We start from the raw sequence: 22,637 nt of genomic DNA, 5'->3' as shown, positions 1-22,637 counted from the left end.
ATCAATTTCTATATAAACTTTTATTTTTCCAGCTCCAGGCCCCAGTCTTTTCCTTTATCAACTGCAGGTACGCCCTTATCCATCCAAACCGGCATTGGCGCGCCTTTTAAAAAGTGATCGAAGAATTGCTGCTCACGTATAGTAATATCTTTGCGGTTTTGGCGCAGTACCAGGTTATGAGCCTCGCCATTGTATTGCAGTAACCAAACAGGTTTACCTAAACGGCGTAAAGCTGTAAACATTTCAATCCCCTGGTACCATGGCACAGCGCCATCGGCATCATTACTCATGATCATTACCGGTGTTTTTACTTTGGGCAACTGGAACAAGGGCGAGTTTTCGATATACAGCTCGGGCTTTTCCCAAAGCGTGGCACCAATGCGGCTTTGTGATTTTTCGTACTGAAATTGCCTGTTTAGGCCCGATTCCCAGCGGATCCCCCCATAGGCGGAAGTCATGTTAGCTACCGGCGCGCCTGCCCAGGCTGCTGCATACATATTGGTTTGGGTAATGAGGTAAGCCACCTGGTAACCGCCCCAGCTTTGGCCCTGTAAGCCAATATGTGCAGCATCAACCCATGTGTTTTTCTTTAAGGCCTCAACACCCGAATTTACAAACTCGACCGCTGATGCCCCCGGATGACCGGTTTGATAGCTGATATCAGGTGCGAACACAAGATAGCCGTTGCTCACAAAAAATGAGATAGGCAGGCGGGAAGGAGTGGGAGCCGGAGCAATGTAATTATAAAGCCCGTCAGAAAGTTTCTCATAAAAATAAACTATCATCGGGTACTTTTTGGCCGGGTCAAAGTCTTCAGGCTTGTACAGGATGCCTTGCGACTGATAGCCTTTAGGTGTCGCCCACCTCACAAGTTCGGCAGTGCCCCAGTTATATTCATTTTGTTGCAGGTTGATGCTGCTCAGCTTGATCTCTTTCTTCAAATCAGATGAAAAGTACAAATCAGGCGACTGTTTATAGCTTGCCTTGGTGTAGATGTAAGCTTCGGCATTTTTAGCTTTCAGCAGGTTATCATAACTCATTGGGGCCATGGTCACTTTTTCGGGCAGATTGTTAGTCTCAGGAAACTTCCTGAAATATCCCCATTGCCTGGTTTCTTCGTTTTGGGTTAACAGCCACATCGGCTCTTTCAGGGGGATGAATTTTTGCTCCGGGTCTGTTTGATCATACCTGATGATCAGTTTGTTTTTGCGCCCGATGCCTTTGGTGAAGTTAAACGCGTCGCCCGTTGCCGGGTCAAAACGCCATATGTCGTACCGGTCATAAATAAATACAGCCTTGTCTCCTGCTAACCAGCCTGCTACACCGTAAGGCGAAGCATATCCGGGTACGTCGTTTAGCTCGTCGCCCATTTTTGTGCCAGTTGCCTTGCTCAGGTTTAGTTTTTGCCCTGTTGCAATGGTATAGCAATACCATGTCTGATCTTTAACATCAAACCAAAGCACATAATTGCCATGCGGCGAGATATAATAACGCCCCACGGAAGCGTTCACGAGCCGGTGGTTACCGCTTTTGGTGTCAATTAAAATAGCCTGTTGCCTGGTACTGCCTTCCCACTGGGCCGATACGCGGGCGCCGGTATCTGTAAGCCCTAAAACATAGCGGGCATCTTTATTTTCGGCAGTTAATATTTCGGGAATGGCCTTGCTACCTAATTGAATAATTTTGGCATTCGTTTCTTCAGGTTTTATCACTGCAAGATAGCTACGCTTCAACTCGGTTTGCAGGTTTTTGAGCTGCTGGGGCTGCAGGTAATCATCTTTGTAGTTCCAGATATCCAGCTTGGCTACCTCAAAATCAGCAAGGGTGGTATCGGCAGGTTTGGGGATAGGTGCAGTGCCAAAGAAAAGGCTATTGCCGCTTTTGCTAAAGCTTACTTTGCCATCGCCGCTTACCGCCCAGTTATTGGGTATGCCTGCAGATCCGACAGCGGCAATAACTTCCGCGCTATCTTTTGCAGTGTTGTAGTAATAAAGCTTAAATGGTTTTACCAATGCCTTTTCCGGATTTTTTTCGGCAGTAAAAGCTACCTGACGTCCGGCATCATCAATGCTGATGTTACGGTAATTACCCCTGCCGGTGCTTAATTGTTTAACCGCGTTTTTTTCCAAATCAAATAGATATAGACCAGATACAGTCTCTTTTTGTTTGGCCGGCGCTGTTACAGCAAACGCAATCCATTTTCCATTTTTGCTGACCTGGTATTCTGTAACATATTTAAAAGAGCGTTCGGCGGCGGTTTTTAACTTTCTAACTGTTAAGTCTGCACCTTCATGCGTAGGCGGGGCAACAGTTGCAGCTACCGCTTTTTTTGAGGTATCGTTTGATGCTGGTTTTTTAAGCGTATCGGCTGTTGCCAGGTAGGCTATAACAGCTGCATCTTCGGCTATTTTAAATGAACGGATGGCCGGGACTTTGCTTACGGATGATGATCCTAAAGTAATTATGCCTAAAGTATCTTTAGGGAAATCCGCCTGCTTTTTCTTCTTTATTTTGGCCTGCCTGGTATCCTTATAAAACGGCCGGATAAGGCATACAGCAAATTTTGAATCGCTGCTTATCTTAATTGTGTCAGCTCTTGGAATTTTTACCAAAGTAGCGTTCTTGGCGTCTTTTATAATCAGTTCAGCATCGCCCTGCTGCGGCTTTATGACGTAACCTATCCATTTGCCATCATTGCTGATGCGTTGGCCGGTTATACTTTGCCACCCATCAAACACAGTATGATCTAAAGGTTTTTTAGCTTTTTTTTGAGCAGATACATGAAACCCAATAGCTAATAACAGGCAGGCTGATAGTAAAAGTTTACGCATACAGGAAAGATGTCAAACCTAAATATGCTGAAAACTTATGGTTAAAAGAAATTAGTTACTGTAAAGTTACAATTGATGTAAAAGGTGAAAGGCATTAGGTTAAGCAGAAAACAAAAAACCTTTATCCTTTTACCTTTCGCCTTTTGCCTCCCTTAGCACATCGCCTTGTTCAAAGCGCGGATCGCCTCATCGAAATCTTCGCGGGCTATCAAAAACTGGATATTGACCATTCTTAGTGCAAAGCCACAGCTTTTGATATTGATCCCTTTTTGGGCCAGTGCTGTTGCGGATTTGGCCAGTAAGCCAGGCTGATCCATGTTGGAACCTATCAGGCAAACCATCGCCATTTTTTCAACAGCAACTTTTTCGTAATTGTCTTCCAGTTCGCCAATCAGTTTTTTATTGTAGTCCTTCTCCCATATCACTATAGAAATGCTGTTAGCGCTGGTGGCTTTGAAGCTGTAGCTAACGCCAAACTTGTAAAACAACTGCATGATATGAAAATCGGTACCTACATTACCAACCATTGATGGGTCATAAATATCGATCATGATCACCTTATCGGTGCCGGTGATAACCTCAACACGCTTTTTATCGCAAATATATTCGCGGGTAATCAGCGTACCCGGGTGTTCCGGTTGAAAGGTGTTTTTGATCCGTAGGTCGATATCATTTATTTCCAACGGTTTTGACGCTTTTGGGTGGATAGCTTCCATGCCCACGTCGGCTAACTGATCGGCAACATCATAGTTGGTATTACCTACCGGGAAACAGTTTTCAACGCCAACCAACTGAGGGTCGGCAGTACAAAGGTGGTATTCTTTGTGGATGATGGCTTCCTGCGGCTGTACAGCAACGGCAATTTTACTGAAAGTAACTTCCGAATAGCCGCGGTCGAACTCGCGCATGATCCCTTCGGTGCCCTTGGCGTAGCCGGTAACAATGGTAATGGTTTTTGAAAAATCGATATGGGCAAGGTCTTTCTTAATGCGTTGATCAATGGTTAATGCGCGGTGGTCATGAAAACCGCTCAGGTCCACCAAAGTAGCATTGATACCCATATTTTGCAGGATATTGGTAAAGTTAAAAGCCGAGTGGCTTTCACCTATTGAGGCCAGGATCTCTCTCGCGGCCTGTAAAATGCCTTCTTTACCTACGTATCCCGATGCCAGGATATTAGCCAGGTTCTCCAGATAGGTTTGTGCATCGTTGATCCTTGTTTCAATGTACCTGTCGGCTTCGGCTATGTTCAAACCAAGGCCTTCATAAGTTTTATTGATCTGCTTCAGGCGCGTAATCAATTGTTTTAACGGCGTATGAAAATCCTTGTAATTGGCAAGCTTGTGATATACGCCCGGCGCGCCTGTCTTTTTGTTTTCGAGCAGGAGGTTGGTTACTCCCGAAAATGCCGATACTACAAAGATGCGGTTGTAAAGTTGTTCCCCGCTGCGTTCAAACAGGATAATGTTTTTAATAACATCACCCAAAGCGGTCATGGATGTACCGCCAATTTTTTCTACTGTTAACATTTTATATTGAAAGATCGACAGTCAAATACCATAACCATACCAGTTGTTGTAGCTATTTATTAATTGGTTGAATGTAAATAGCTTGTATCTGAACTGCTTTTTTAAAAATAACTCATTTTGATATACGCTATCAAAACGATTGAAATATAATGATTAAAAAGCTTTAAGCCTTCCGCATTAAGCTTTCTGTTTAAATTAACTGTCCTTTTTATACAAATCGCCTGCTTTTTCGGCCGAAAGACGGATGCCCTTGATCATGGCCGAACTGAAACCATGGTGCTCCATTTCATTTAAGCCGGCAATGGTACAGCCGCTTGGTGAGGTTACCTTATCAATTTCCTGCTCGGGGTGCGACGCCAGTTGCAATAGCAGGTCTGCCGCGCCTTTAGCGGTTTGCGCAGCCATTTTCAAAGCGTCATGAGCATGGAAACCAATCTCCGTTCCGCCTTGTGAAGCAGCGCGGATCGACCTTAAAAAGAAAGCGATACCACAGGCACAAAGAGCTGTTGCCGAGGTCATCAATTCTTCATTGATCTGGATAGTTACACCAACCGTATCAAACAATGATTTGGTCATGTTGATGTTTTTATTGGTGCCGTTATCTGTAGCGATACAGGTCATAGAGTGGCCTATCGCAATCGCGGTGTTCGGCATTGCCCTGATCACCTGTACATTGAGGTCAAGGTGCTGGCGGATATCGGCACAGCTAACACCGGAGATAACCGAGATCAATAATTGCTTATCCGGCTTTAACGAAGGTTTGATCTCGTCTAACAGTTTATTGAGTTGTTGCGGCAGTACGGCCAGCACAATAATATCGGCTTTGCGCACGGCACGCAGATTATTGTCTGACACATGGTACCCCTGCTCGGCATATTGGGCCAGCGCAGCTACGTTACGACGCGTTAATGATATTTGCTGGGGTTTGCAAATACCCTTTTTAACTAAACCTTTGGCTAATGACAGCCCTATGTTACCGGAGCCTAATATTGAAATGTGCTGTTGTGCGTTCATGCGCTTTTTGTTAAACGTGTTCCAAATGGTTTGTTATCTTTCAATTGGCCCAAATCATCTGATTTGCCAATAATTACCGCCTTTACACCACAAGCAATTGCGGTAAAAGCGTTATCAAGTTTAGGTAGCATACCACTGTGTATTATCCTTTCCACTTTAAGTTCCTCGTAGTGCTGCGGGTTAATTTCCCTAATCAGCGATTCATCATCATTAATATCTTTTAACACGCCCTTTTTTTCAAAACAGTATATGAGGGTGGTGTCATATAATCCCGATAACGATACCGCCAGTGCCGAAGCAATGGTGTCCGCATTGGTATTTAGCAGTTGCCCTTCGCCATCATGCGTTATAGCACAGAAAACGGGGGTAAAGCCTGCTTCCATCAACCGGCTTATATTTTGGGGGTTTATCGAATCTTTAACAATATCGCCCACAAAACCATAGTCAATAGTTTTTACCGGCCGTTTAACCGCTTTAATAAAGTTGCCATCGGCACCGGTGAGGCCTATGGCGTTGTTGCCAAAACGCTGCAACTGGGCTACGATATTTTTGTTGATGAGGCCTCCATAAACCATGGTAACCACCCTAAGCGTTTCAATATCGGTGATGCGCCTGCCATCAACCATTTTCGATTCAATACCTAAATCTTCGGCCATTTGTGTGGCCACTTTTCCACCTCCGTGTACCAGGATCTTCAGGCCGTCGAGTGCTTCAAAGTCTTTTAAAAAATGATATAGGTTTTCAGAGTTATCAATAACGTTTCCACCTATTTTGATTATATAAAGGCTCTTATTTGATGGTAATTTATTCGTTTTGATATGATCTGTATCAATTTTATTCATTCCAGCTGTTAATATAACTCTTTTAGTGCCAAATTTCCACTTTTTTAAACGGAAAACTGTTAAAATTACGAAAATATAGTGTGTTTTTTCAAAAATTGATTTAAAAATGAATAATTGGATCTGCAGTTTAAGTTTACAATTTGATTATGAAAGAATTAGTAATATTGGAAAACTTTAAGGCATTATCCTTGCTTATAACTATCTATGGAGCAAAAAAAGAATACCAGGCCGCGGGTGGCAATTATAGGGGGAGGATTTGGCGGGATCCATTTAGCTAAAAAACTAAAAGATGCACCCGTTGATGTACTGATGATTGATAAGCATAATTATCACACTTTTCAGCCTTTGTTGTACCAGGTGGCAGGAGGCTCCATAGCTGCCGATTCAATTGGCTTTCCATTGCGCCGGATCTTTACCAGGCAAAAGAATTTTCGCTTCGCGCTTGCTGAAGTGCAAAAGATCAATCCCGAAACTAATACGCTTGATACTGATATTGGTACCATTTATTACGATTACCTTGCTATAGCTACCGGCTCCAATACCAACTTTTTTGGTAACAAAGAGATAGAGCATTTTGCTATGCCGATGAAGAATATCCCGGAGGCCTTAAACTTAAGGAGCCTGATCCTCCAAAACCTCGAAATGTCGCTCGTATCTAAAGACCCGGAAGAAAAAGCGGCGCTAATGACCTTTGTGGTTGTAGGCGGTGGCCCAACCGGTGTGGAACTATCCGGTGCACTTGCCGAAATGCGTGAGCTGATATTAATGAAGGATTATCATGGTTTGCGTAAACACAGCATGAGTGTTTACCTTGTTGAAGGTAAAGCGGAACTGCTGGCCGCGTTTTCCCCGGGGGCGAGGGCCAAGGCCAAAAAGTTTTTGCAGGATATGGACGTAACCATTTATAACAGCGCCCACGTGGAAAGCTATAATGGCTATGAACTGAAGATAGATAATGGCACATCGTTGTTAACCCGTAATGTACTTTGGGCGGCAGGAGTAAAGGGGGAATTTCCTGAAGGTATTTCAGTTGATAATATAACCCGGGGTAACCGCATCCTGGTTGATGAATTTAATAAGGTAAAAGGCTACGAGAATATTTACGCCATAGGTGATGTTGCCGCTATGATCACCGAGGAGTATCCAAACGGGCATCCGGGTGTTGCACCGGTAGCTATCCAGCAGGGACAAAACCTGGGTGAGAACGTTTACCGAATGTTCGACCGTAAACCGTTGGTGCCCTTTAAATATAGAGATAAAGGTTCGCTTGCTACCATAGGCCGAAATAAAGCGGTGGCCGACTTGGGGAAAATCCATTTCCAGGGATTTTTTGCCTGGCTGGTATGGGGATTTGTACATATCATGTCGCTGGCAGGCTTTACCAATAAGGGCATCATATTTTTTAGCTGGGCTATCAACTATTTCACCAAAAACAGCGACAACCGACTCATCGTACGCTATTTTGATACCGAAACCCGAATGACGGATCCCGAATCGAGATAAAAGCAAACGATGAGCGATTTAATATTAAAATTTAACAGTAATCACATTGCTTATAATCAAATTGTTAGCTTTAGGCTTTGTGCATTCAGCTTTTGGCTTTAAGTATTTATGGATCTGTTTGTTGTAATAGCTTTGCTGGTTATTGTCAGCGCGATATTCTCGTACCTTAACGCCCGCTTTATTAAGCTGCCGGGCACCATTGGCATTGTACTGCTGGCAACCATTACTTCTATCACGATACTTATTGTAGATAAGATTGATTCGTCGATAGCGGATTACCTGGGTACACTTGCCAAAAATATCAACTTTTCAAAAGCGGTATTGAATGTGCTGCTTGGTTTCCTGCTTTTTTCAAGCTCATTTAACCTGGATGGCCGGAAGTTGAAGAGAGAAATGCGACCTGTATTTGTGCTGAGCACATTGGGGGTTATCATTTCGACGGCGGTGTTTGGATGCCTGTTGTTTTATGTAGCCCCATTTTTTCATATCCATATGCCGCTGATCTATTGTCTGTTGTTCGGCGCTTTGATTTCACCCACCGATCCGGTAGCGGTTGCAGCCATTATCCGCAATTCGAAATTGCCTGCCAATCTTGAAACCATTATTTCGGGTGAGTCGCTGTTTAATGATGGAATTGGGCTGATCCTGTTTGTGATCATCCTGGAGGTGGCGCGGGTAGGAGAAGAGAAAATTGAACTGGCTAAGGTTGTAGCGCTTATTGTTAAAGAAATTATTGGCGGGATAGTAGCCGGCGTCATTTTAGGTTATGTCGCTCACCGGTTGATGCGCTCGGTTAAGGATTTTCAGACTATCGTATTGATCTCGCTCGCTTTGGTAATGGCGCTATCAGTTTTGGCCGTATTGCTTGGGTTCTCGCTTCCGCTATCGGTTGTTATTGCTGGGTTATTTGCCGGCGGTCAATCCATTAATCAGGACAATAAAGAAAAGTCGCACGAGGCGTTAGAGAAATTCTGGAAACTGGTTGATGAGATCCTGAACACTATTTTATTTGTGATGATAGGCCTGCAATTGGTTAACCTGCCCTTTGTAAATAACTATTGGGTAACGGGAAGTGTCTCTATTGTTACTGTTTTAATAGCCCGCTGGTTGAGTATCATGCTACCGCTTACCTTTTTACGACGTACCCTCAAGGTAAACTACAGTAATATCAATATTATGACCTGGGCGGGATTGCGTGGCGGTATTTCTATCGCGTTGGCTTTGTCACTTCCTAATACACCTTACAGGCATCTGATCCTGTCGGGAAGTTATTTTATTGTTATATTTTCGGTAATTGTGCAGGGATTAACGCTGAACAGAATGATCAACAGTGCATCAAAGAAAATAGAAGAATAACATTCAGACATTCTGTAATCTGCCGCGGGTTTAGCGCAGCGTAACCCGTGGTAAACGATATTTGAAGTTTTCAATTTCATCGGTTAAGTTGGAAACTTAACCGATATGCCCCACGGGTTACGCTGCGCTAAACCCGCGGTAGTTAACTTATTTAAGGCGCGACATATATTTGCCAATCTCAGCTTCAACCGTATCGCCACTATTACTTAATTCGTTTATGATATTTTCCCGCTCCGTTTCGCTCCGGTTTTGACTAAGCTTTTGTTTGCCCTGCAAATCATCAACGATGATCTCAAAAGCTACAATCCCTTTCATCATTCGTTGCTTATATTCATCAGGGAGGTTATTCCATTGAGTTAGATAGTCAGCCTCGTAATTACTGATCATTTGCGATAGCAAACCGGCAGTTTGTTCACCCTCCGATAAAATGGTTGCTTTGCCATAAGCGTGTACAGCGATATAATTCCAGGTAGGTACGTTGGTTTCCTTTTCGTAATGTTTGGGTGAGATATAGGCGTGGGGCTCAGTAAATATTACCAATACATCTTTCCCGATGATCTCCGCAGCTTGTGGATTTGCCTTTGCGAAATGAGATGAAAGAACAATTTTATCACCGCACTTGCTTACCAAAAAGGGCAGATGGGTAGCGAATGGAACATTATCGGTAGCGGTTACAATTGTTGCAAAACTGTAACGCCGCATAAAGCTGATTGCTTCCTGCTCATCGCTTAACTGAAAATGTTTGGGAGTATACATAGGGAGGAAAGATTTAAGAAAAGAAGAAGCAAGAACCAAGACAGATTTGCTTTGATTCTTGCTTTTATATGAATAACAATTACTTACAAACTTTCCAGCATCTGTTTAAGCACCGCTTGCGCAGCCCAAACGCGGTTGCCGGCTTCGTGCACCACAATGGAGTTTGGCCCGTCTAATATTTCATCAGAAAGCTCCAGGTTACGGCGTACCGGTAAGCAATGCATTACTTTGGCATTGTTGGTTTGCTCCAGCTTTTTGTTAGTAAGCATCCACTCTTCGTGTTTGCCTAATATATTGCCATAAGGCTCATACGCCGACCAGTTTTTTACGTATATGAAATCTGCACCGGCCAAAGCTTCGTCCTGATCATAAGTGATGTTTGCACCCTGGGTAAAATCGGTACAAAGCTCATATCCTTTAGGCTGCACGATAGCGAAGTCGACATCCGCCTTGCACATCCACTCCGAGAATGAGTTAGGAACAGCCTGCGGCAAAGGTTTGATATGCGGCGCCCAGGTTAAAACCACTTTAGGACGCGCTGTTGTTTTCAGTTCTTCAATAGTGATCAAGTCGGCCAAACTTTGCAGCGGGTGGCGGGTTGCTGATTCCAGACTAACAACCGGCACTTTGCAAAACTCAACAAACTTGTTAAAAATCATCTCACTATAATCTTCCTCGCGGTTCCTTAAGCCGGGGAACGAACGCACACCGATAATATCAGCGTATTGTCCCATAACGCCTGCAGCTTCACGGATATGCTCAACAGTAGTGCCGTCCATGATCACGCCGTCGCGCAGTTCAAGTGCCCAGCCTTCTTTATCGATATTGAGCACCATTACATTCATGCCCAGGTTAAGGGCAGCTTTCTGTGTACTCATACGCGTACGCAGGCTTGGGTTTAAAAACACCAGGGCCAGCGTTTTATTTTTGCCAAGCTGCTGATGAGCAAAAGGATCCTGCTTAAGCGCCAATGCCTCTTTTACAAGTGCGTTAACATCGGCAACATCATTAACAGAAGAAAATAGTTTCATGAACTTTACAATTAATTAGTGTGTTTTCTGTTATCTATTTTTTTAAATCTCCCCTAAAGGGGAGATTTAGAGGGGGCGTCTTATTGATTCAATACATTAACAAAAGCTTCCAGGAACCTATCAGCATGGGCCTTAGTTAAATTCAAGGCGGGTAACAGCCTGATCACGTTTGGTTTAGCTTCCCCGGTAAATATATGGTGCTTGTTCAGCAATTCTTTACGCGCATGGGCCAATTCCTCAGGCAATTCAATGCCGATCATTAAACCACGACCACGAACCTCCTTAACCTGTTCCAGCTTGTTAAGCTCCTTTATTAAGTAGCCGCCAATTTCAGCCGCATTTTGTAATAGGTTGTCCTGCTCAATGGTTTCAAGTACAGCTAAACCTGCCGCACAAGCTAAGTGGTTACCACCAAATGTAGTACCCAACATGCCATAAGCCGGCTGTATTTTAGGCGATATGATAATACCACCAACAGGGAAACCATTACCCATGCCTTTAGCCATGCTGTAGATGTCGGCATCCACACCGGCAAAATCATGTGAGAAGAATTTTCCGGTACGACCGTAACCGCATTGCACGGAATCGGCAATGAAAACGGCATTATACTGGTCGCACAGCGAGCGGGTTTTTTGCAGGAAGCCTTCAGGTGCAACCTGGATACCACCCACACCCTGGATGCCTTCGATAATTACCGAAGAGATTTCATTGTTTTTGAAAGCTTCTTCCAGTGCGGCTTCATCTGCCCAAGGCAAAAAGATCACGTTATCAGTTTCGTTGATAGGCGCAACAATCTTCGGGTTATCGGTTACAGCAACCGCTAAAGAAGTACGGCCATGAAATGATTTGCTGAAAGCAATAACTTTCTTTTTACCATTATAAAAAGAAGCCAGTTTTAAAGCATTCTCGTTAGCTTCAGCACCGGAGTTACACAGGAATAATTGGTAATCTTCTTTACCCGAAACCTTACCTAATTTTTGCGCTAACTCTTTTTGAATAGGAATCTCGATAGAGTTAGAGTAAAAGCCAAGCTTGTGTAATTGATCTTCTAATCTTTTAACATAATGCGGATGGGTATGACCGATAGAAATAACGGCATGACCACCATACATATCAAGGTATTCAGTATCGTGATTATCGTACACTAAACTTCCTTGTCCTCTTACTATGTTGATCGGATTTATAGGATATACGTCGAACAGATTCATATTATTGAAGCCTCAAAGGCAATTAAAATTAATATTAAACAATTACTCCCCCTTTAGGGGGCAGGGGGGCTAAAACGCTATTCCCTTAAGTCGTAAGCCTGCGCGTTCGTCCAGCCCGAACAATAAGTTCATGTTCTGTACTGCCTGGCCGGAAGCGCCCTTAAGTAAGTTGTCCATTATGCTGATAATGAATATTTTGTTGTCGTGTTTTTTTACCTGGATAAAGCATTTATTGGTGTTTACAATTTGCTTTAAATCAATATTGCGATTGGTGACATGCGTAAAAGGATGCCCATCGTAGTAGCTTTGGTAAAGTGCTAATGCTTCTTCCTCGCTCAGATCGCTCTCAGTATAAATTGAAGCGATAATGCCACGGGTAAAATCGCCACGGTAAGGAATAAAGTTGATAGCCTTATCAAAACCGGCTTGTAGCTGCCTCAATGACTGACCGATCTCGTTTAAATGCTGGTGACTAAATGCTTTGTAAACAGAAAGGTTATCATTACGCCATGTAAAATGCGAGGTAGGTGACAAGCTTTGACCTGCACCAGTTGAACCTGTTGTAGCAGTAACGTGTACTTCGTTGTTTAGCAAACCTTTTGAAGCCAAGGGAAGCAGGCCCAATTGCAAACAGGTAGCAAAACACCCCGGGTTAGCAATATTAGCAGCCGTTTTTATGGCTTCACGATTTAATTCTGGTAAGCCATAAACAAAGCTTTTGCCGTTTAAAGTTGAGTTTTGATTAAGCCTGAAATCCTGGCTTAAATCAATGATCTTAACCGAATCGGGAATAGCGTTTGCTTCCAGGAACTTTTTGGCATCACCGTGGCCAACGCAAAGGAAAAGTACATCAATATCTGTAGATAATTCGGCCGCAAATTTCAGATCGGTATCACCAAACAGGTCGGTATGTACCTGGTAAACATAGTTACCCGCGTTGCTGTTGCTATGAACAAAAGCAATCTCCACGTTAGGATGGTTGATCAGGATCCGGAGCATTTCGCCACCGGTGTACCCTGCTCCGCCAATTATGCCTGCACGTATCGCCCCCCCGCCCCCTGAAGGGGGAGCAAGAGTAGCGTCATTATTATCTTTAAATTCAGTCATAATTTTAACAATTATTCCCCTTTAGGGGGTTAGGGGGCTAAATTTATCCGATCATTATTTGTAGATGGATATGAATATAAAATAAACTCGAGGTCGCTCCGGTCGTTATTGCTGATGAAATGCTTTTGACCCGGATGGATCTCGATACCCTGTTCGGGCTTCAATACCGTAACCTCGCCGTCTATCGAAAATGTAGCCCTTCCTTTCAAAATAAAAAACACCTGTGTGGCTTTTTCGTGGTAATGCAATTGCTCTGCAGTATCTGGCGGCATCAGCTCCTGCTTAACGGACAGGGCTTCAGTATCAATGAAGGTCCATCCGTGGCAATCATCGCCCCAGTTATAATGCTTTATGCAGTCACCTTTTGAAAACGCCGTATTAATCATTTTGGCTGTTTACTTTATGATAGATCATTACCTGGTTGCCAAATATTTTGGAGAACCCTTTAACGTCTTCGCCGCTCCAGGCGTTGTTCATTTCTCCATAGCTGCCAAACTTGTTCGACATCAGATCGTATGGTGATTCAATGCCTACTACCTGGAAGCGATATGGGTGTAACTGAACAAATACTTTACCTGTAACGTTTTTCTGAGTATCGGTTAAAAAAGCTTCGATATTGCGCATGATCGGGTCATGGAACTGACCTTCATGCAGCCAGTTGCCATAGAAAGATGATAACTGATCTTTCCATGAAAGCTGCCATTTGGTTAGCACATGTTTCTCTAAAGTATGGTGAGCTTTGATGATCACCATAGGAGCAGCGGCCTCAAAGCCTACACGGCCTTTAATGCCGATAATGGTATCACCAACGTGAATATCCCGGCCAATGCCATAAGGCTGAGCAATAGCCTGTAAGGCCTGGATAGCTTTTGTTGGATGATCGTATTTTTCATCACCGATGGCTACCAACTCACCTTTTTCAAAAGTAAGCACAAGATCTTTTACTTCAGATGCAGTTACCTGGGTAGGCCATGCTTCTTCTGGCAGGCCAAGGTTTGAAGTCAAAGTTTCTTTACCACCTACCGATGTACCCCAGATCCCTTTGTTGATAGAATACTTAGCTTTTTCGAAGTTCATATCAACACCATGTTTTTTCAGGTATTCGATCTCTTCTTCGCGGCTCAGTTTCAGGTCGCGGATAGGAGTGATGATCTTTACTTCCGGTACAAGGATATTGAAGATCATATCAAAACGCACCTGGTCGTTACCGGCCCCGGTGCTGCCGTGGGCAACAAATTCGGCACCAATTTCTTTAGCGTAGTTAGCAATAGCAGTTGCCTGGCTTACGCGCTCGGCACTTACAGATAGCGGATAGGTATTGTTTTTTAATACGTTACCATAAATTAAAAAGCGTACGCAGGTGTTGTAAAAGTTTTCGGTTTCATCAACCACATGATGCGAAGTAACGCCCATTTTATAAGCGCGTTCCTCAACGCCTTTTAACTCTTCCTCGCTAAAACCGCCGGTATTTACAATAACCGAGTGAACCTCATAACCAAGATCCTGTGTTAAATAAATACAGCAAAATGAGGTATCCAAACCTCCGCTATAAGCTAATACTACTTTTTTCATTTTTTAAGGTTAAAGGCGAAAGGTTAAAGCTAAAAGGTTTCGCCTTGTACGTTTTATATTAATTATCGCTTCTCAAAAATTTTATAAACCCAATTAACATCGCTTTCACTTCGTTAATCGAGGTGTTTGTTTTATCGTAAATTTCAGTTGGAATAAATCCCAGATCATAAATCAGATAAACGGTATATTCTACTTCATGCGCAGATCCTAACGCGTTATCCAGATAATGAGTGAAATCTTTATCAGTGTTTTTACCACACCCTTCAACTATATTTAAAGGGATAGAATAAGTGGATCTACGTAGTTGATTAGTTAAGGCAAATTGTTCTTCACGGGGCATTATGGGCAGTATATCCGCATACACTTGCTTTGTAAGCAAATGCGCCTTTTTCCAAACATCAAGTTTTTTGTAATCTCTCATTATGTTGCAGCTACCTTTAACCTTTCGCCTTTAACCTTTCGCCTTTAACCTAATCCTTAAACATCATGTTTTATACGTTTCTTTATGGCGTTCTCAATACGCTCAAGCAAAGTCGCTTTGTGCGTAATGCGCTGCATTTTCTCCTCGTATTCTTTTTGTTTTTCGGCAGGATCAAAAAGCATGGCGGTGCACATGCAGTTTTTGCGGTTTTTGCTGGTTAAAATGTCAAAGTTTACGCAGCTTTTGCAGCCGGCCCAAAAGTTTTCGTCCTGGGTTAGTTCTGAATAGGTAACCGGCTCGTAACCAAGCTCCGAGTTGATCTTCATTACCGCCAAACCGGTTGTTAACCCAAATATTTTGGCATTAGGGTATTTGGTACGCGATAACTGGAAAATTCGGTGTTTGATGGCTTTTGCCAATCCAGCCTTACGGAACTGCGGATTAACAATAAGTCCCGAGTTAGCAACAAAGTCGCCATGGCTCCAGGTTTCAATATAGCAGAAACCGGCCCAGGTACCGTCTTTATGCAGGGCTATAACAGCCTTGCCTTCCAGCATTTTATTAGCAACGTATTCGGGCGAGCGTGTAGCTATACCAGTTCCGCGCGCCTTGGCCGATTCGGCCATCTCATCGCAAATCATGGTAGCATAATCTACATGCTGTGCAGTAGCAACCTGAATATCAAAATCTTGTATTGTCATTTAAATAGATAATTACCGTGAAATTAATTGGCTTTATAAGCCTTAAATAATTAGATGGTTTTTTTAAAAAGACGTTTAAAAAACTCTTTTTGTGTGGACAGGAGAAAAATTAATTCAAACCCGTGGCATGTAGGTCCTTCGTCGGAGAGGGCAGTTTAAAAAAACAGTTGAACCCAAGGCAGCAGCAACCGGAGCAAAATTTGCTCTTGTAGCGGGCTTATTTAAGCTTGGTGTATTCATTTTTTTGTTGAATTACTGTGTTTTTAATTTGCTGCAAATTAGGCTATAAAATTTTATTTATACAAGAAAAAAATGTGATTATTTGTTGGTTGGTGAATGGTTGATTAAGTTTATTGAATGAGTGGTTGGTTTGTTGTTGTAACTCGCAGATTTACAGCAATAACTATTCACCTAATCAACCCAATCAACCGTTCACCTCCCTGCCACAATATCATTGATGATCATATCAGCATGAACGCGGGAGTTTTCGATGAACCAAAGATGGGTATCAAGGCCGCCGCAAACCACGCCTGCAAGGTATAAACCAGGCATGTTTGTTTCCATGGTTTCGGGGTTGTATTGGGGGATGAATTTATCTTCAGAAAGGATAATGCCCAGTTTTTTCAGGAACTCAAAATTGGGTTTATAGCCTGTCATCGCCATTACAAAATCATTAGGGATAGTGATTAATCCTTCCGGTGTTTTGATATCGACTTCATTTTCACGGATGGCTTCGAGGTTTGCATTGAAATAGGCTTTAATGCTGCCTTCTTTGATGCGGTTAATAATATCCGGCCGCACCCAGTATTTAACCCGGTTGCTCACTTCGCTGCCGCGGATCACCAGTGTTACCTCGGCTCCTTTACGGTAGGTTTCCAGGGCCACATCAATGGCCGAGTTGCTTGAGCCAACTACCACCACTTTTTGCAGGGTATAATAATGGGGGTCCTGGTAGTAGTGTTTTACTTTGGGCAGGTTTTCACCGGGGATATCAAGGTTTACCGCGATATCATAAAAGCCGGTTGAAAGGATCACCTTTTTAGCTTGGTATGTTGCCTTTTTTGTGATGATGGTATAAAAGCCATCTTCCGGCTTTACTTCGGTAACTTCTTCAAAAAGGTGAATAGGCAAATTATTTGAAAACGCAACCCGGCGATAATACTCCAAAGCATCATTACGGGTTGGTTTGTTGTGTACGGTAACAAAAGGAACGCTGCCGATCTCCAATTTCTCAGATGTGGAGAAAAACGTCATGGTAGCAGGGTAGTTGTATAATGAATTTACAAGTGTGCCTTTTTCAACAATTACAAAACTTAAACCAGCTTTTTGAGCGGCAAGTCCGCAAGCTAAACCTATCGGGCCACCACCAATAATGAATATATCGAGCATTTATATACAGTTAAGAAATTAAAGAAATTGTGAACCGGTGCAGGTTCGGGGCACGTTTGCCGGTACGGCAAAAATAAGAAAATAAAAAAGGGTAAGCTACTTTTATCGCGCCGCTCAACTCTCTACCCTTGCTGTGTTCCCACCCTGGGGGAGTTCAAGAGGAGCTGGCCGTAAAAGACTTACCCCGGCGCAAATATAGAAAAAGGTAGCGTTTATGGTTAAGAAAATGTTAAAAAAGGCTTATCTGTTGATTTATAGATGGATAATTTTTAATTTGCCTTGCTATAGCCAGATTATCGTACTTCGTTAACACGTTTTCATCTCCCCGAAATTCAAATTCGCGATAAGTTTTGGCATGTTGATCAAGATCCAGCAGCAGATTTTTCAAAATAGTAAGCCGGTTCACAACAAATTTTACCTTCATTTCCCTTTTTTGAAAATAGGGCCAAAGCAGGTTAAATTGTTCGGGCGTTATGGCCCTTGCTATGGTAATATGAGGTATGGTACTGCTATCGCCAACAATACCCTTCAATAGTTTAATCCAATATTTATTTTGTTCGGTGAGCTTAAGCCTGGCAAAAATGGTTTTGTTATAGTCATTACTCTCATTAAAGCAATCAAATCCATCTGTTTCAAAAACAACGGGAGGCAGCAAACTAAGTTTACGGCTCAAAAACGAGAAGCCCTGAACGTCCACATCAAGCGGTTTGCGCGGATAATTGTTTATGGTGATATGCGACCGGGCATGCATGCTGGGATAATTACCGATAACACGTTTTGCTTCGCTTTTTAATTTCCGGATCATAACATCTACATGATCAGGTATCGGGAGGATAAAATGATAAAATGCATAGTCCATGATTGTTAAATTTTAAATGAATAAATTGATTTGATCAGGGTCGCCGGCTTTAAGCAGTTCCAGTTCATCGCGGGTGTAGCCCGGGCCGGTCATGTTTTTAAATTCAAAAACCTTAAACTTATCCCATTTGGCAAAGGCGTCAAGTGTATCGCGTTTCAATATGGTAAGTTCTTTGATCCAAAAAGGCTCCACCAATTTTTTATGCTTAAAATGCGACCAAAGTGCATCGAAATCTTTTTCGGCAATATCACGCACAACCGTTATATGGGGGATGATATTCTTTTTGATCCGTAACTTCTTCTTTAAAGTGTTAAACCATTCGTCGGTAGCGGGTGTTGCGCGGATGTTGGCATAGATTGTCATCCGGTTATGCAGATGAGTAAAATGGGCAAAACCGTCCATGTGCAATAATACAGGTGGCATGGTATTAAGGGCCTGTTCCATCAATTCCAGGTTTTTGTCGGCCATAAAGGGCTTTTGCCTTTCCAGGTGTTGTATAGAGATATGAGCAGGCGAATCCATACTTTTATAATTGCCGATGAGTCTCGCCGATGCTTTTTTATAGCGTGAAATCTCATGCCTCACCGTTTCGGGAGGGGATAATAACAGCAGGTAATCTTCATATATACTCATTTGCTTTACAATTTCTATATGTCAAATATGCTAATAAAATTAGCAAAATACAAAAAATATTAGCATTTTTGTTATGTGGAAGCTAAACGTTATATTGTTCATATCGATCTTGATTCGTTCTTCGTTTCAGTGGAACGTAAGTTTCATCCCGAGCTTATCGGTAAGCCTGTGATCATAGGAGGCTCGGCCGAAAGGGGAGTTGTGGCTTCCTGCAGTTATGAGGCAAGGGCTTTTGGTGTGCATTCGGCTATGCCTACCCGGCAAGCTTTAAAGCTTTGTCCGCATGCCATTCTTATTCGCGGCTCGCACGGGCGCTATGGCGAAGCCTCACGCGAGGTTACACAGATCATTCACGACACAGTGCCCCTGTATCAAAAAACATCGGTTGATGAATTTTATATAGATTACACCGGTATGGACCGCTTTTTTGATTGCTACCATGAGGCCACCAAGCTTAGGCAGAAGGTAATTAAAGAAACAGGCCTGCCTATATCTTTCGGTATGGCATCGGGCAAAACCATAGCAAAAATGGCTACAAACCAGGCCAAGCCCAACGGGCAAATGTTTGTAAAGCATGGCGATGAATTGAAGTTTCTGGCCCCGCTTAACATTGGTAAGATACCCGGCCTGGGCGAAAGTACCCGCAATAAATTATATCAATACGGCATCGAGAAAATTGGCGATCTGCAGCGTACCAATATCCGTTTTCTCGAAACTGTTTTTGGTAAATACGGGCATTCGCTTTGGGAAAAAGCCAATGGTATTGATCATAGCGAAATCGTATCCCATTCCGACAGAAAATCTATTAGCACCGAACATACCTTCCATACTAATGTGTTTGATCACCGCACACTTGAAACTATTTTAGTATCCATGACGGAAGAGCTATCGTCCAAATTACGTCGGGAAAACAAGCTTTCATCATGCCTGGCTATTAAGTTGCGATACGGTAATTTTGAAACCCATACCCAACAGCAAAAGATAGCACTTACCGCGGCAGAACATATCCTGATCCCCGGTGTAAAGAACCTGCTTAAAATGGCCTGGGACCAGCACCGGCCCATCAGGCTCATAGGTGTAAGGTTGAGTGATCTTTGTACAGGCAGTTACCAGATCAACCTGTTCGAGGATAATGAGGAACGCATTAAACTTTACCAGGCCATGGATCAGATCAATTTCAAGTTTGGTGATAAAACCATCTGCCGGGCGGCAGGGATGGAAATTGGTACACGAAATTTTAATCCGTTTATGCGCGGCTGACCGTTGATTGTTTTGTGACGAGTTAATTGTTTAAAAAAGGCGCAGGATTGTGCGATTCCCTCCCCTGGGAAGGTGTAGGGAGGGGTTTCATCGTTTTGCCTATTCCTTTGAAATGGCGGATAAACCCCTCCCTGCCACTACACATTCCAGCCACACCCCTCCCAAGGGAGGGAATTAAAAATCTTCCGAACGCCGCTCGGCTCCAGCCGGGTGGCAACTATCAAACGGCCTCTGGCCGCCGTGGGGAATGTTCTTGTTTTCTACCAATGGTCAAAGGTTTTTTACCATTGGTCAAAGTAATTTTATGGGGCGATGGGTTGTGACTTCTTTTGATAAAAAAAGAAATCATGGAAACCACACAACGTCAAACCTACCTCGATTGGCTGAGGATCTTATCCATATTGGGGGTGTTATTTTTTCATTCGGCAATGCCTTTTGTTGCCGAGGATGGCTGGCACATCAAAAACCACGAAACCAGCAACCTGATGATGGAATCGAATCATTTTTTGCACCTTTTTCGCATGCCGCTGCTCTTTTTTATTTCAGGTACCGTGAGTTACTACATGATGCAGCGGCGTTCTACACTCAGTTTCATCGGTTTGCGTTTCCGCCGTCTTTTTATTCCGCTGTTGGTGGGGATGTTCATCATAGTGCCGCCGCAGATCTACATGGAACGATTGGCCAATGGTTACAAAGGCTCATTCCTGGATTTTTATCCCAGTACATTTAACTTTCAGCCATATCCCAAAGGCAATTTCAGCTGGCACCATCTTTGGTTTATTGCCTATCTGTTTCTTTATGACCTCATCTTCGCGCCTTTATTTGCCTGGATGATCTCGCCCAAAAGCAATGGTTTTAAACAAAAGCTTGCTATTTTGGCCCGGGGAAAATGGGTTTATTTATTGATGCTGCCCGGAATCCTGTGGTTTACCTTCACCAGCTGGGACCTCCCCGAAACCAATGACCTGATCCATGATGGCAGTTACTTTGTTTACTGGCTATTGTTCCTCCTGGCAGGTTTTATCTGCATCCTGCAGCCTAAACTGATGGACAGCCTTGAGCGCAATCGCCGTTTTGCCTTAACCATCGGTTTTTTAAGCCTGATGATGTGGGAGGTAATGCGCTGGAACGGCATCGAACCTTTGCATCCTCACTGGCCTTTTCAAAATATCGCATTCTCCTATGCTTTTACCGCATTGCGCCCAATCATTGCCTGGGGATGGGTGTTGGCGCTGGTTGGCTATGGCAAACATTATTTAAATAAGCCTCATAACGCGCTCAATTATTTAAACCAGGCGGTATATCCGTTTTACATATTGCACCAAACCGTTATTGTATTAATTGCCTATTATATTGTGCAAACGCAAAATGAAAGCATCCTATCAAAATATATTTATACTGTAGGCATTACCTTTTTTGTAACGGTGCTTACCTATCATTTGTTAGTACGCCCTTACGCTTTAACCCGGTTTTTATTTGGTATGAAACCAAAGGAAAAACTCAAAACTGTGCCGATCCCGGAGATAGTAGAGACAAAACCCGAACCTGTCCTTTCTGCCTTAAATTTGTAATTTGCTGATATGAAATTTTTCAGGAAGTACATTTTTCCGGCATTGTATGGCTTATTGGTATATTTTACCATAAGGCTGTTACATGATACTGACATTGGTCAGCATTTTTGGGAAAGGGATTTTTATGTTAATGGCATTGAAATGGCCTGTTCAATATTGGTGGGCTATTTGGCAATCTATATTTTTGAACGGCTTTTTACTTACTATGACAGGCACCAGACTGTACAGTTATCCTACCGGGCCGTAGTGCGCGAGTTGGCCATATTGGTGGGAGCAAATTTGATATTAGTGAACGTTGTATTTGTTCCGATGGTCATGGCCCTGCACGTAAGCCAGGGCATAGATGAGCTGATGCCCTGGGCAGACGTGGCCGATATTAATATGATCCCCACTTTGTACGCTATTGTTTATTATGGCATCGCCCGCAGCAGTACCTGGCTGAAGGCTTATGTAAATAATAAGATGCAACTGGAAAAGCTCACCAACGATCAGCTGGAAACTGAGCTGAAGTTTCTAAAAGCCCAATACCATCCGCATTTTTTATTTAATGCCCTGAATACTATTTATTTCCAGATGGATGATGATGTTCCGGGTGCTAAAAAAAGTACCGAGTTGCTATCAAGTTTACTACGTTATCAACTTTATGATCAGCATCAACAGGTGCCGGTAAAACAGGAGTTGGAATATCTTGAAAATTATATCCGGCTGCAGCAGATCAGGGCGAGCAGCAAAATGCAGCTCAATGTTAATTTTGAAGGATGTTTAACGGATCAGCTCATCTATCCGCTGCTTTTGCTGCCACTGGTTGAAAACGCTTTTAAGTATATAGGCGGTGAATATAAAATAGCCATTGAAGGGCGCATTATTGACCATGAATTTGTTTTTAAAGTTTATAACGATGTGCCGCCGAATATGAAAGCGCCCGATAATTACAGCGGTATTGGTTTGGAAAACTTAAGCCGCAGATTGCAATTGCTTTATCCGGATAAACATAAACTAATCGCGGGCCGCGAAGAAAATCACTACACAGCAGTACTTGAATTGAATATATAAA

20 protein-coding genes and 1 other RNA gene are annotated in these 22,637 nt (G+C 43.0%); 5 read left to right on the top strand and 16 right to left on the bottom strand.

The features are described from left to right. Positions 1 to 20: 20 nt before the first annotated feature. The 4 genes from IEX80_RS07890 to argB form a co-directional block, all read right to left on the bottom strand. Positions 21 to 2,831, bottom strand: coding sequence for a S9 family peptidase (locus tag IEX80_RS07890; RefSeq protein ID WP_188832580.1), 2,811 nt, complete (start codon positions 2,829 to 2,831; stop codon positions 21 to 23). 152 nt (positions 2,832 to 2,983) lie between these two features. Beyond that, on the bottom strand, positions 2,984 to 4,360 hold the full coding sequence (locus tag IEX80_RS07885; RefSeq protein ID WP_188832579.1) for an aspartate kinase: 1,377 nt from the start codon (positions 4,358 to 4,360) through the stop codon (positions 2,984 to 2,986). 195 nt (positions 4,361 to 4,555) lie between these two features. Then, entirely contained in the window at positions 4,556 to 5,374 is an 819-nt protein-coding gene (gene proC, locus IEX80_RS07880) for a pyrroline-5-carboxylate reductase (RefSeq protein WP_090527080.1), read from the bottom strand. Then, positions 5,371 to 6,216 (bottom strand): acetylglutamate kinase, encoded by an 846-nt coding sequence (argB, locus tag IEX80_RS07875; protein WP_188832578.1) that lies wholly within the window; start codon positions 6,214 to 6,216, stop codon positions 5,371 to 5,373. Before argB ends, proC begins: the two co-directional genes overlap by 4 nt. Before the next feature lie 204 nt (positions 6,217 to 6,420). On the opposite strand from argB, the gene IEX80_RS07870 reads away from it, so the two are divergent. Beyond that, the gene (locus tag IEX80_RS07870; RefSeq protein ID WP_188832577.1) at positions 6,421 to 7,719 is read left to right on the top strand and encodes an NAD(P)/FAD-dependent oxidoreductase; all 1,299 of its coding nucleotides are present in this window, start codon (positions 6,421 to 6,423) and stop codon (positions 7,717 to 7,719) included. A 108-nt stretch (positions 7,720 to 7,827) separates the two neighbouring features. Beyond that, entirely contained in the window at positions 7,828 to 9,075 is a 1,248-nt protein-coding gene (locus IEX80_RS07865) for a cation:proton antiporter (RefSeq protein ID WP_188832576.1), read from the top strand. Between the two features lie 147 nt (positions 9,076 to 9,222). Here IEX80_RS07865 and IEX80_RS07860 read toward each other — a convergent pair whose 3' ends face one another. The 12 genes from IEX80_RS07860 to IEX80_RS07805 form a co-directional block, all read right to left on the bottom strand. After that, a complete protein-coding gene (locus IEX80_RS07860; protein WP_188832575.1) occupies positions 9,223 to 9,831 on the bottom strand; it encodes an FMN-binding negative transcriptional regulator in 609 nt (202 codons plus the stop codon). Between the two features lie 83 nt (positions 9,832 to 9,914). Beyond that, positions 9,915 to 10,862 carry an N-acetylornithine carbamoyltransferase gene (locus tag IEX80_RS07855; RefSeq protein WP_188832574.1) on the bottom strand — a complete coding sequence of 316 codons (948 nt, stop codon included), beginning with the start codon at positions 10,860 to 10,862 and terminating at the stop codon, positions 9,915 to 9,917. 80 nt (positions 10,863 to 10,942) lie between these two features. Continuing rightward, positions 10,943 to 12,070 carry an aspartate aminotransferase family protein gene (locus IEX80_RS07850; protein WP_176627442.1) on the bottom strand — a complete coding sequence of 376 codons (1,128 nt, stop codon included), beginning with the start codon at positions 12,068 to 12,070 and terminating at the stop codon, positions 10,943 to 10,945. 69 nt (positions 12,071 to 12,139) lie between these two features. Beyond that, positions 12,140 to 13,069 carry an N-acetyl-gamma-glutamyl-phosphate reductase gene (argC, locus tag IEX80_RS07845; RefSeq protein WP_229701593.1) on the bottom strand — a complete coding sequence of 310 codons (930 nt, stop codon included), beginning with the start codon at positions 13,067 to 13,069 and terminating at the stop codon, positions 12,140 to 12,142. Positions 13,070 to 13,206: 137 nt separating this feature from the next. Beyond that, entirely contained in the window at positions 13,207 to 13,563 is a 357-nt protein-coding gene (locus tag IEX80_RS07840; RefSeq protein ID WP_188832572.1) for a cupin domain-containing protein, read from the bottom strand. Beyond that, the gene (gene argG / locus IEX80_RS07835) at positions 13,556 to 14,749 is read right to left on the bottom strand and encodes an argininosuccinate synthase (RefSeq protein ID WP_188832571.1); all 1,194 of its coding nucleotides are present in this window, start codon (positions 14,747 to 14,749) and stop codon (positions 13,556 to 13,558) included. The genes IEX80_RS07840 and argG overlap by 8 nt, the downstream gene beginning before the upstream one ends. A 58-nt stretch (positions 14,750 to 14,807) precedes the next feature. Continuing rightward, complete coding sequence (locus IEX80_RS07830) at positions 14,808 to 15,170, bottom strand: four helix bundle protein (RefSeq protein WP_090527095.1); 363 nt, start codon at positions 15,168 to 15,170, stop codon at positions 14,808 to 14,810. 56 nt (positions 15,171 to 15,226) lie between these two features. Then, positions 15,227 to 15,871: an N-acetyltransferase gene (locus IEX80_RS07825; protein ID WP_090527097.1), complete on the bottom strand. Its 645-nt coding sequence runs from the start codon at positions 15,869 to 15,871 to the stop codon at positions 15,227 to 15,229. A 432-nt stretch (positions 15,872 to 16,303) separates the two neighbouring features. Further along, positions 16,304 to 17,260 carry a YpdA family putative bacillithiol disulfide reductase gene (locus IEX80_RS07820; protein WP_188832570.1) on the bottom strand — a complete coding sequence of 319 codons (957 nt, stop codon included), beginning with the start codon at positions 17,258 to 17,260 and terminating at the stop codon, positions 16,304 to 16,306. An 86-nt stretch (positions 17,261 to 17,346) separates the two neighbouring features. Beyond that, positions 17,347 to 17,445, bottom strand: an RNA gene (ffs, locus tag IEX80_RS07815) — signal recognition particle sRNA small type. Positions 17,446 to 17,489: 44 nt separating this feature from the next. Then, complete coding sequence (locus tag IEX80_RS07810) at positions 17,490 to 18,119, bottom strand: 2'-5' RNA ligase family protein (protein WP_091162683.1); 630 nt, start codon at positions 18,117 to 18,119, stop codon at positions 17,490 to 17,492. 12 nt (positions 18,120 to 18,131) lie between these two features. Then, a complete protein-coding gene (locus tag IEX80_RS07805; RefSeq protein ID WP_188832569.1) occupies positions 18,132 to 18,752 on the bottom strand; it encodes a 2'-5' RNA ligase family protein in 621 nt (206 codons plus the stop codon). A gap of 75 nt (positions 18,753 to 18,827) precedes the next feature. Between IEX80_RS07805 and dinB the strand changes: the two genes are divergently transcribed. The 3 genes from dinB to IEX80_RS07790 all read left to right on the top strand — a co-directional run bounded on the left by dinB (position 18,828) and on the right by IEX80_RS07790 (position 22,636). Beyond that, positions 18,828 to 20,012: a DNA polymerase IV gene (dinB, locus tag IEX80_RS07800; RefSeq protein WP_188832568.1), complete on the top strand. Its 1,185-nt coding sequence runs from the start codon at positions 18,828 to 18,830 to the stop codon at positions 20,010 to 20,012. A 347-nt stretch (positions 20,013 to 20,359) separates the two neighbouring features. After that, the gene (locus IEX80_RS07795) at positions 20,360 to 21,583 is read left to right on the top strand and encodes an acyltransferase family protein (RefSeq protein ID WP_188832567.1); all 1,224 of its coding nucleotides are present in this window, start codon (positions 20,360 to 20,362) and stop codon (positions 21,581 to 21,583) included. Positions 21,584 to 21,592: 9 nt separating this feature from the next. Beyond that, the gene (locus IEX80_RS07790; protein ID WP_188832566.1) at positions 21,593 to 22,636 is read left to right on the top strand and encodes a sensor histidine kinase; all 1,044 of its coding nucleotides are present in this window, start codon (positions 21,593 to 21,595) and stop codon (positions 22,634 to 22,636) included. Position 22,637: the final 1 nt, after the last annotated feature.

Source organism: Mucilaginibacter rubeus (genome assembly GCF_014643835.1).
GTDB lineage: Bacteria > Bacteroidota > Bacteroidia > Sphingobacteriales > Sphingobacteriaceae > Mucilaginibacter > Mucilaginibacter rubeus.
Note: the sequence above shows the minus strand (reverse complement) of the source record. Positions and strands in the feature narration are given on the sequence as shown.

Excerpts from the sequence above, each read along its gene's own strand:
- IEX80_RS07890 (WP_188832580.1), bottom strand. The coding sequence starts at position 2,831 with ATGCGTAAACTTTTACTATCAGCCTGCCTGTTATTAGCTATTGGGTTT.
- IEX80_RS07885 (WP_188832579.1), bottom strand. The coding sequence starts at position 4,360 with ATGTTAACAGTAGAAAAAATTGGCGGTACATCCATGACCGCTTTGGGT.
- proC (WP_090527080.1), bottom strand. The coding sequence starts at position 5,374 with ATGAACGCACAACAGCACATTTCAATATTAGGCTCCGGTAACATAGGG.
- argB (WP_188832578.1), bottom strand. The coding sequence starts at position 6,216 with ATGAATAAAATTGATACAGATCATATCAAAACGAATAAATTACCATCA.
- IEX80_RS07870 (WP_188832577.1), top strand. The coding sequence starts at position 6,421 with ATGGAGCAAAAAAAGAATACCAGGCCGCGGGTGGCAATTATAGGGGGA.
- IEX80_RS07865 (WP_188832576.1), top strand. The coding sequence starts at position 7,828 with ATGGATCTGTTTGTTGTAATAGCTTTGCTGGTTATTGTCAGCGCGATA.
- IEX80_RS07860 (WP_188832575.1), bottom strand. The coding sequence starts at position 9,831 with ATGTATACTCCCAAACATTTTCAGTTAAGCGATGAGCAGGAAGCAATC.
- IEX80_RS07855 (WP_188832574.1), bottom strand. The coding sequence starts at position 10,862 with ATGAAACTATTTTCTTCTGTTAATGATGTTGCCGATGTTAACGCACTT.
- IEX80_RS07850 (WP_176627442.1), bottom strand. The coding sequence starts at position 12,070 with ATGAATCTGTTCGACGTATATCCTATAAATCCGATCAACATAGTAAGA.
- argC (WP_229701593.1), bottom strand. The coding sequence starts at position 13,069 with ATGCTCCGGATCCTGATCAACCATCCTAACGTGGAGATTGCTTTTGTT.
- IEX80_RS07840 (WP_188832572.1), bottom strand. The coding sequence starts at position 13,563 with ATGATTAATACGGCGTTTTCAAAAGGTGACTGCATAAAGCATTATAAC.
- argG (WP_188832571.1), bottom strand. The coding sequence starts at position 14,749 with ATGAAAAAAGTAGTATTAGCTTATAGCGGAGGTTTGGATACCTCATTT.
- IEX80_RS07830 (WP_090527095.1), bottom strand. The coding sequence starts at position 15,170 with ATGAGAGATTACAAAAAACTTGATGTTTGGAAAAAGGCGCATTTGCTT.
- IEX80_RS07825 (WP_090527097.1), bottom strand. The coding sequence starts at position 15,871 with ATGACAATACAAGATTTTGATATTCAGGTTGCTACTGCACAGCATGTA.
- IEX80_RS07820 (WP_188832570.1), bottom strand. The coding sequence starts at position 17,260 with ATGCTCGATATATTCATTATTGGTGGTGGCCCGATAGGTTTAGCTTGC.
- IEX80_RS07810 (WP_091162683.1), bottom strand. The coding sequence starts at position 18,119 with ATGGACTATGCATTTTATCATTTTATCCTCCCGATACCTGATCATGTA.
- IEX80_RS07805 (WP_188832569.1), bottom strand. The coding sequence starts at position 18,752 with ATGAGTATATATGAAGATTACCTGCTGTTATTATCCCCTCCCGAAACG.
- IEX80_RS07795 (WP_188832567.1), top strand. The coding sequence starts at position 20,360 with ATGGAAACCACACAACGTCAAACCTACCTCGATTGGCTGAGGATCTTA.
- IEX80_RS07790 (WP_188832566.1), top strand. The coding sequence starts at position 21,593 with ATGAAATTTTTCAGGAAGTACATTTTTCCGGCATTGTATGGCTTATTG.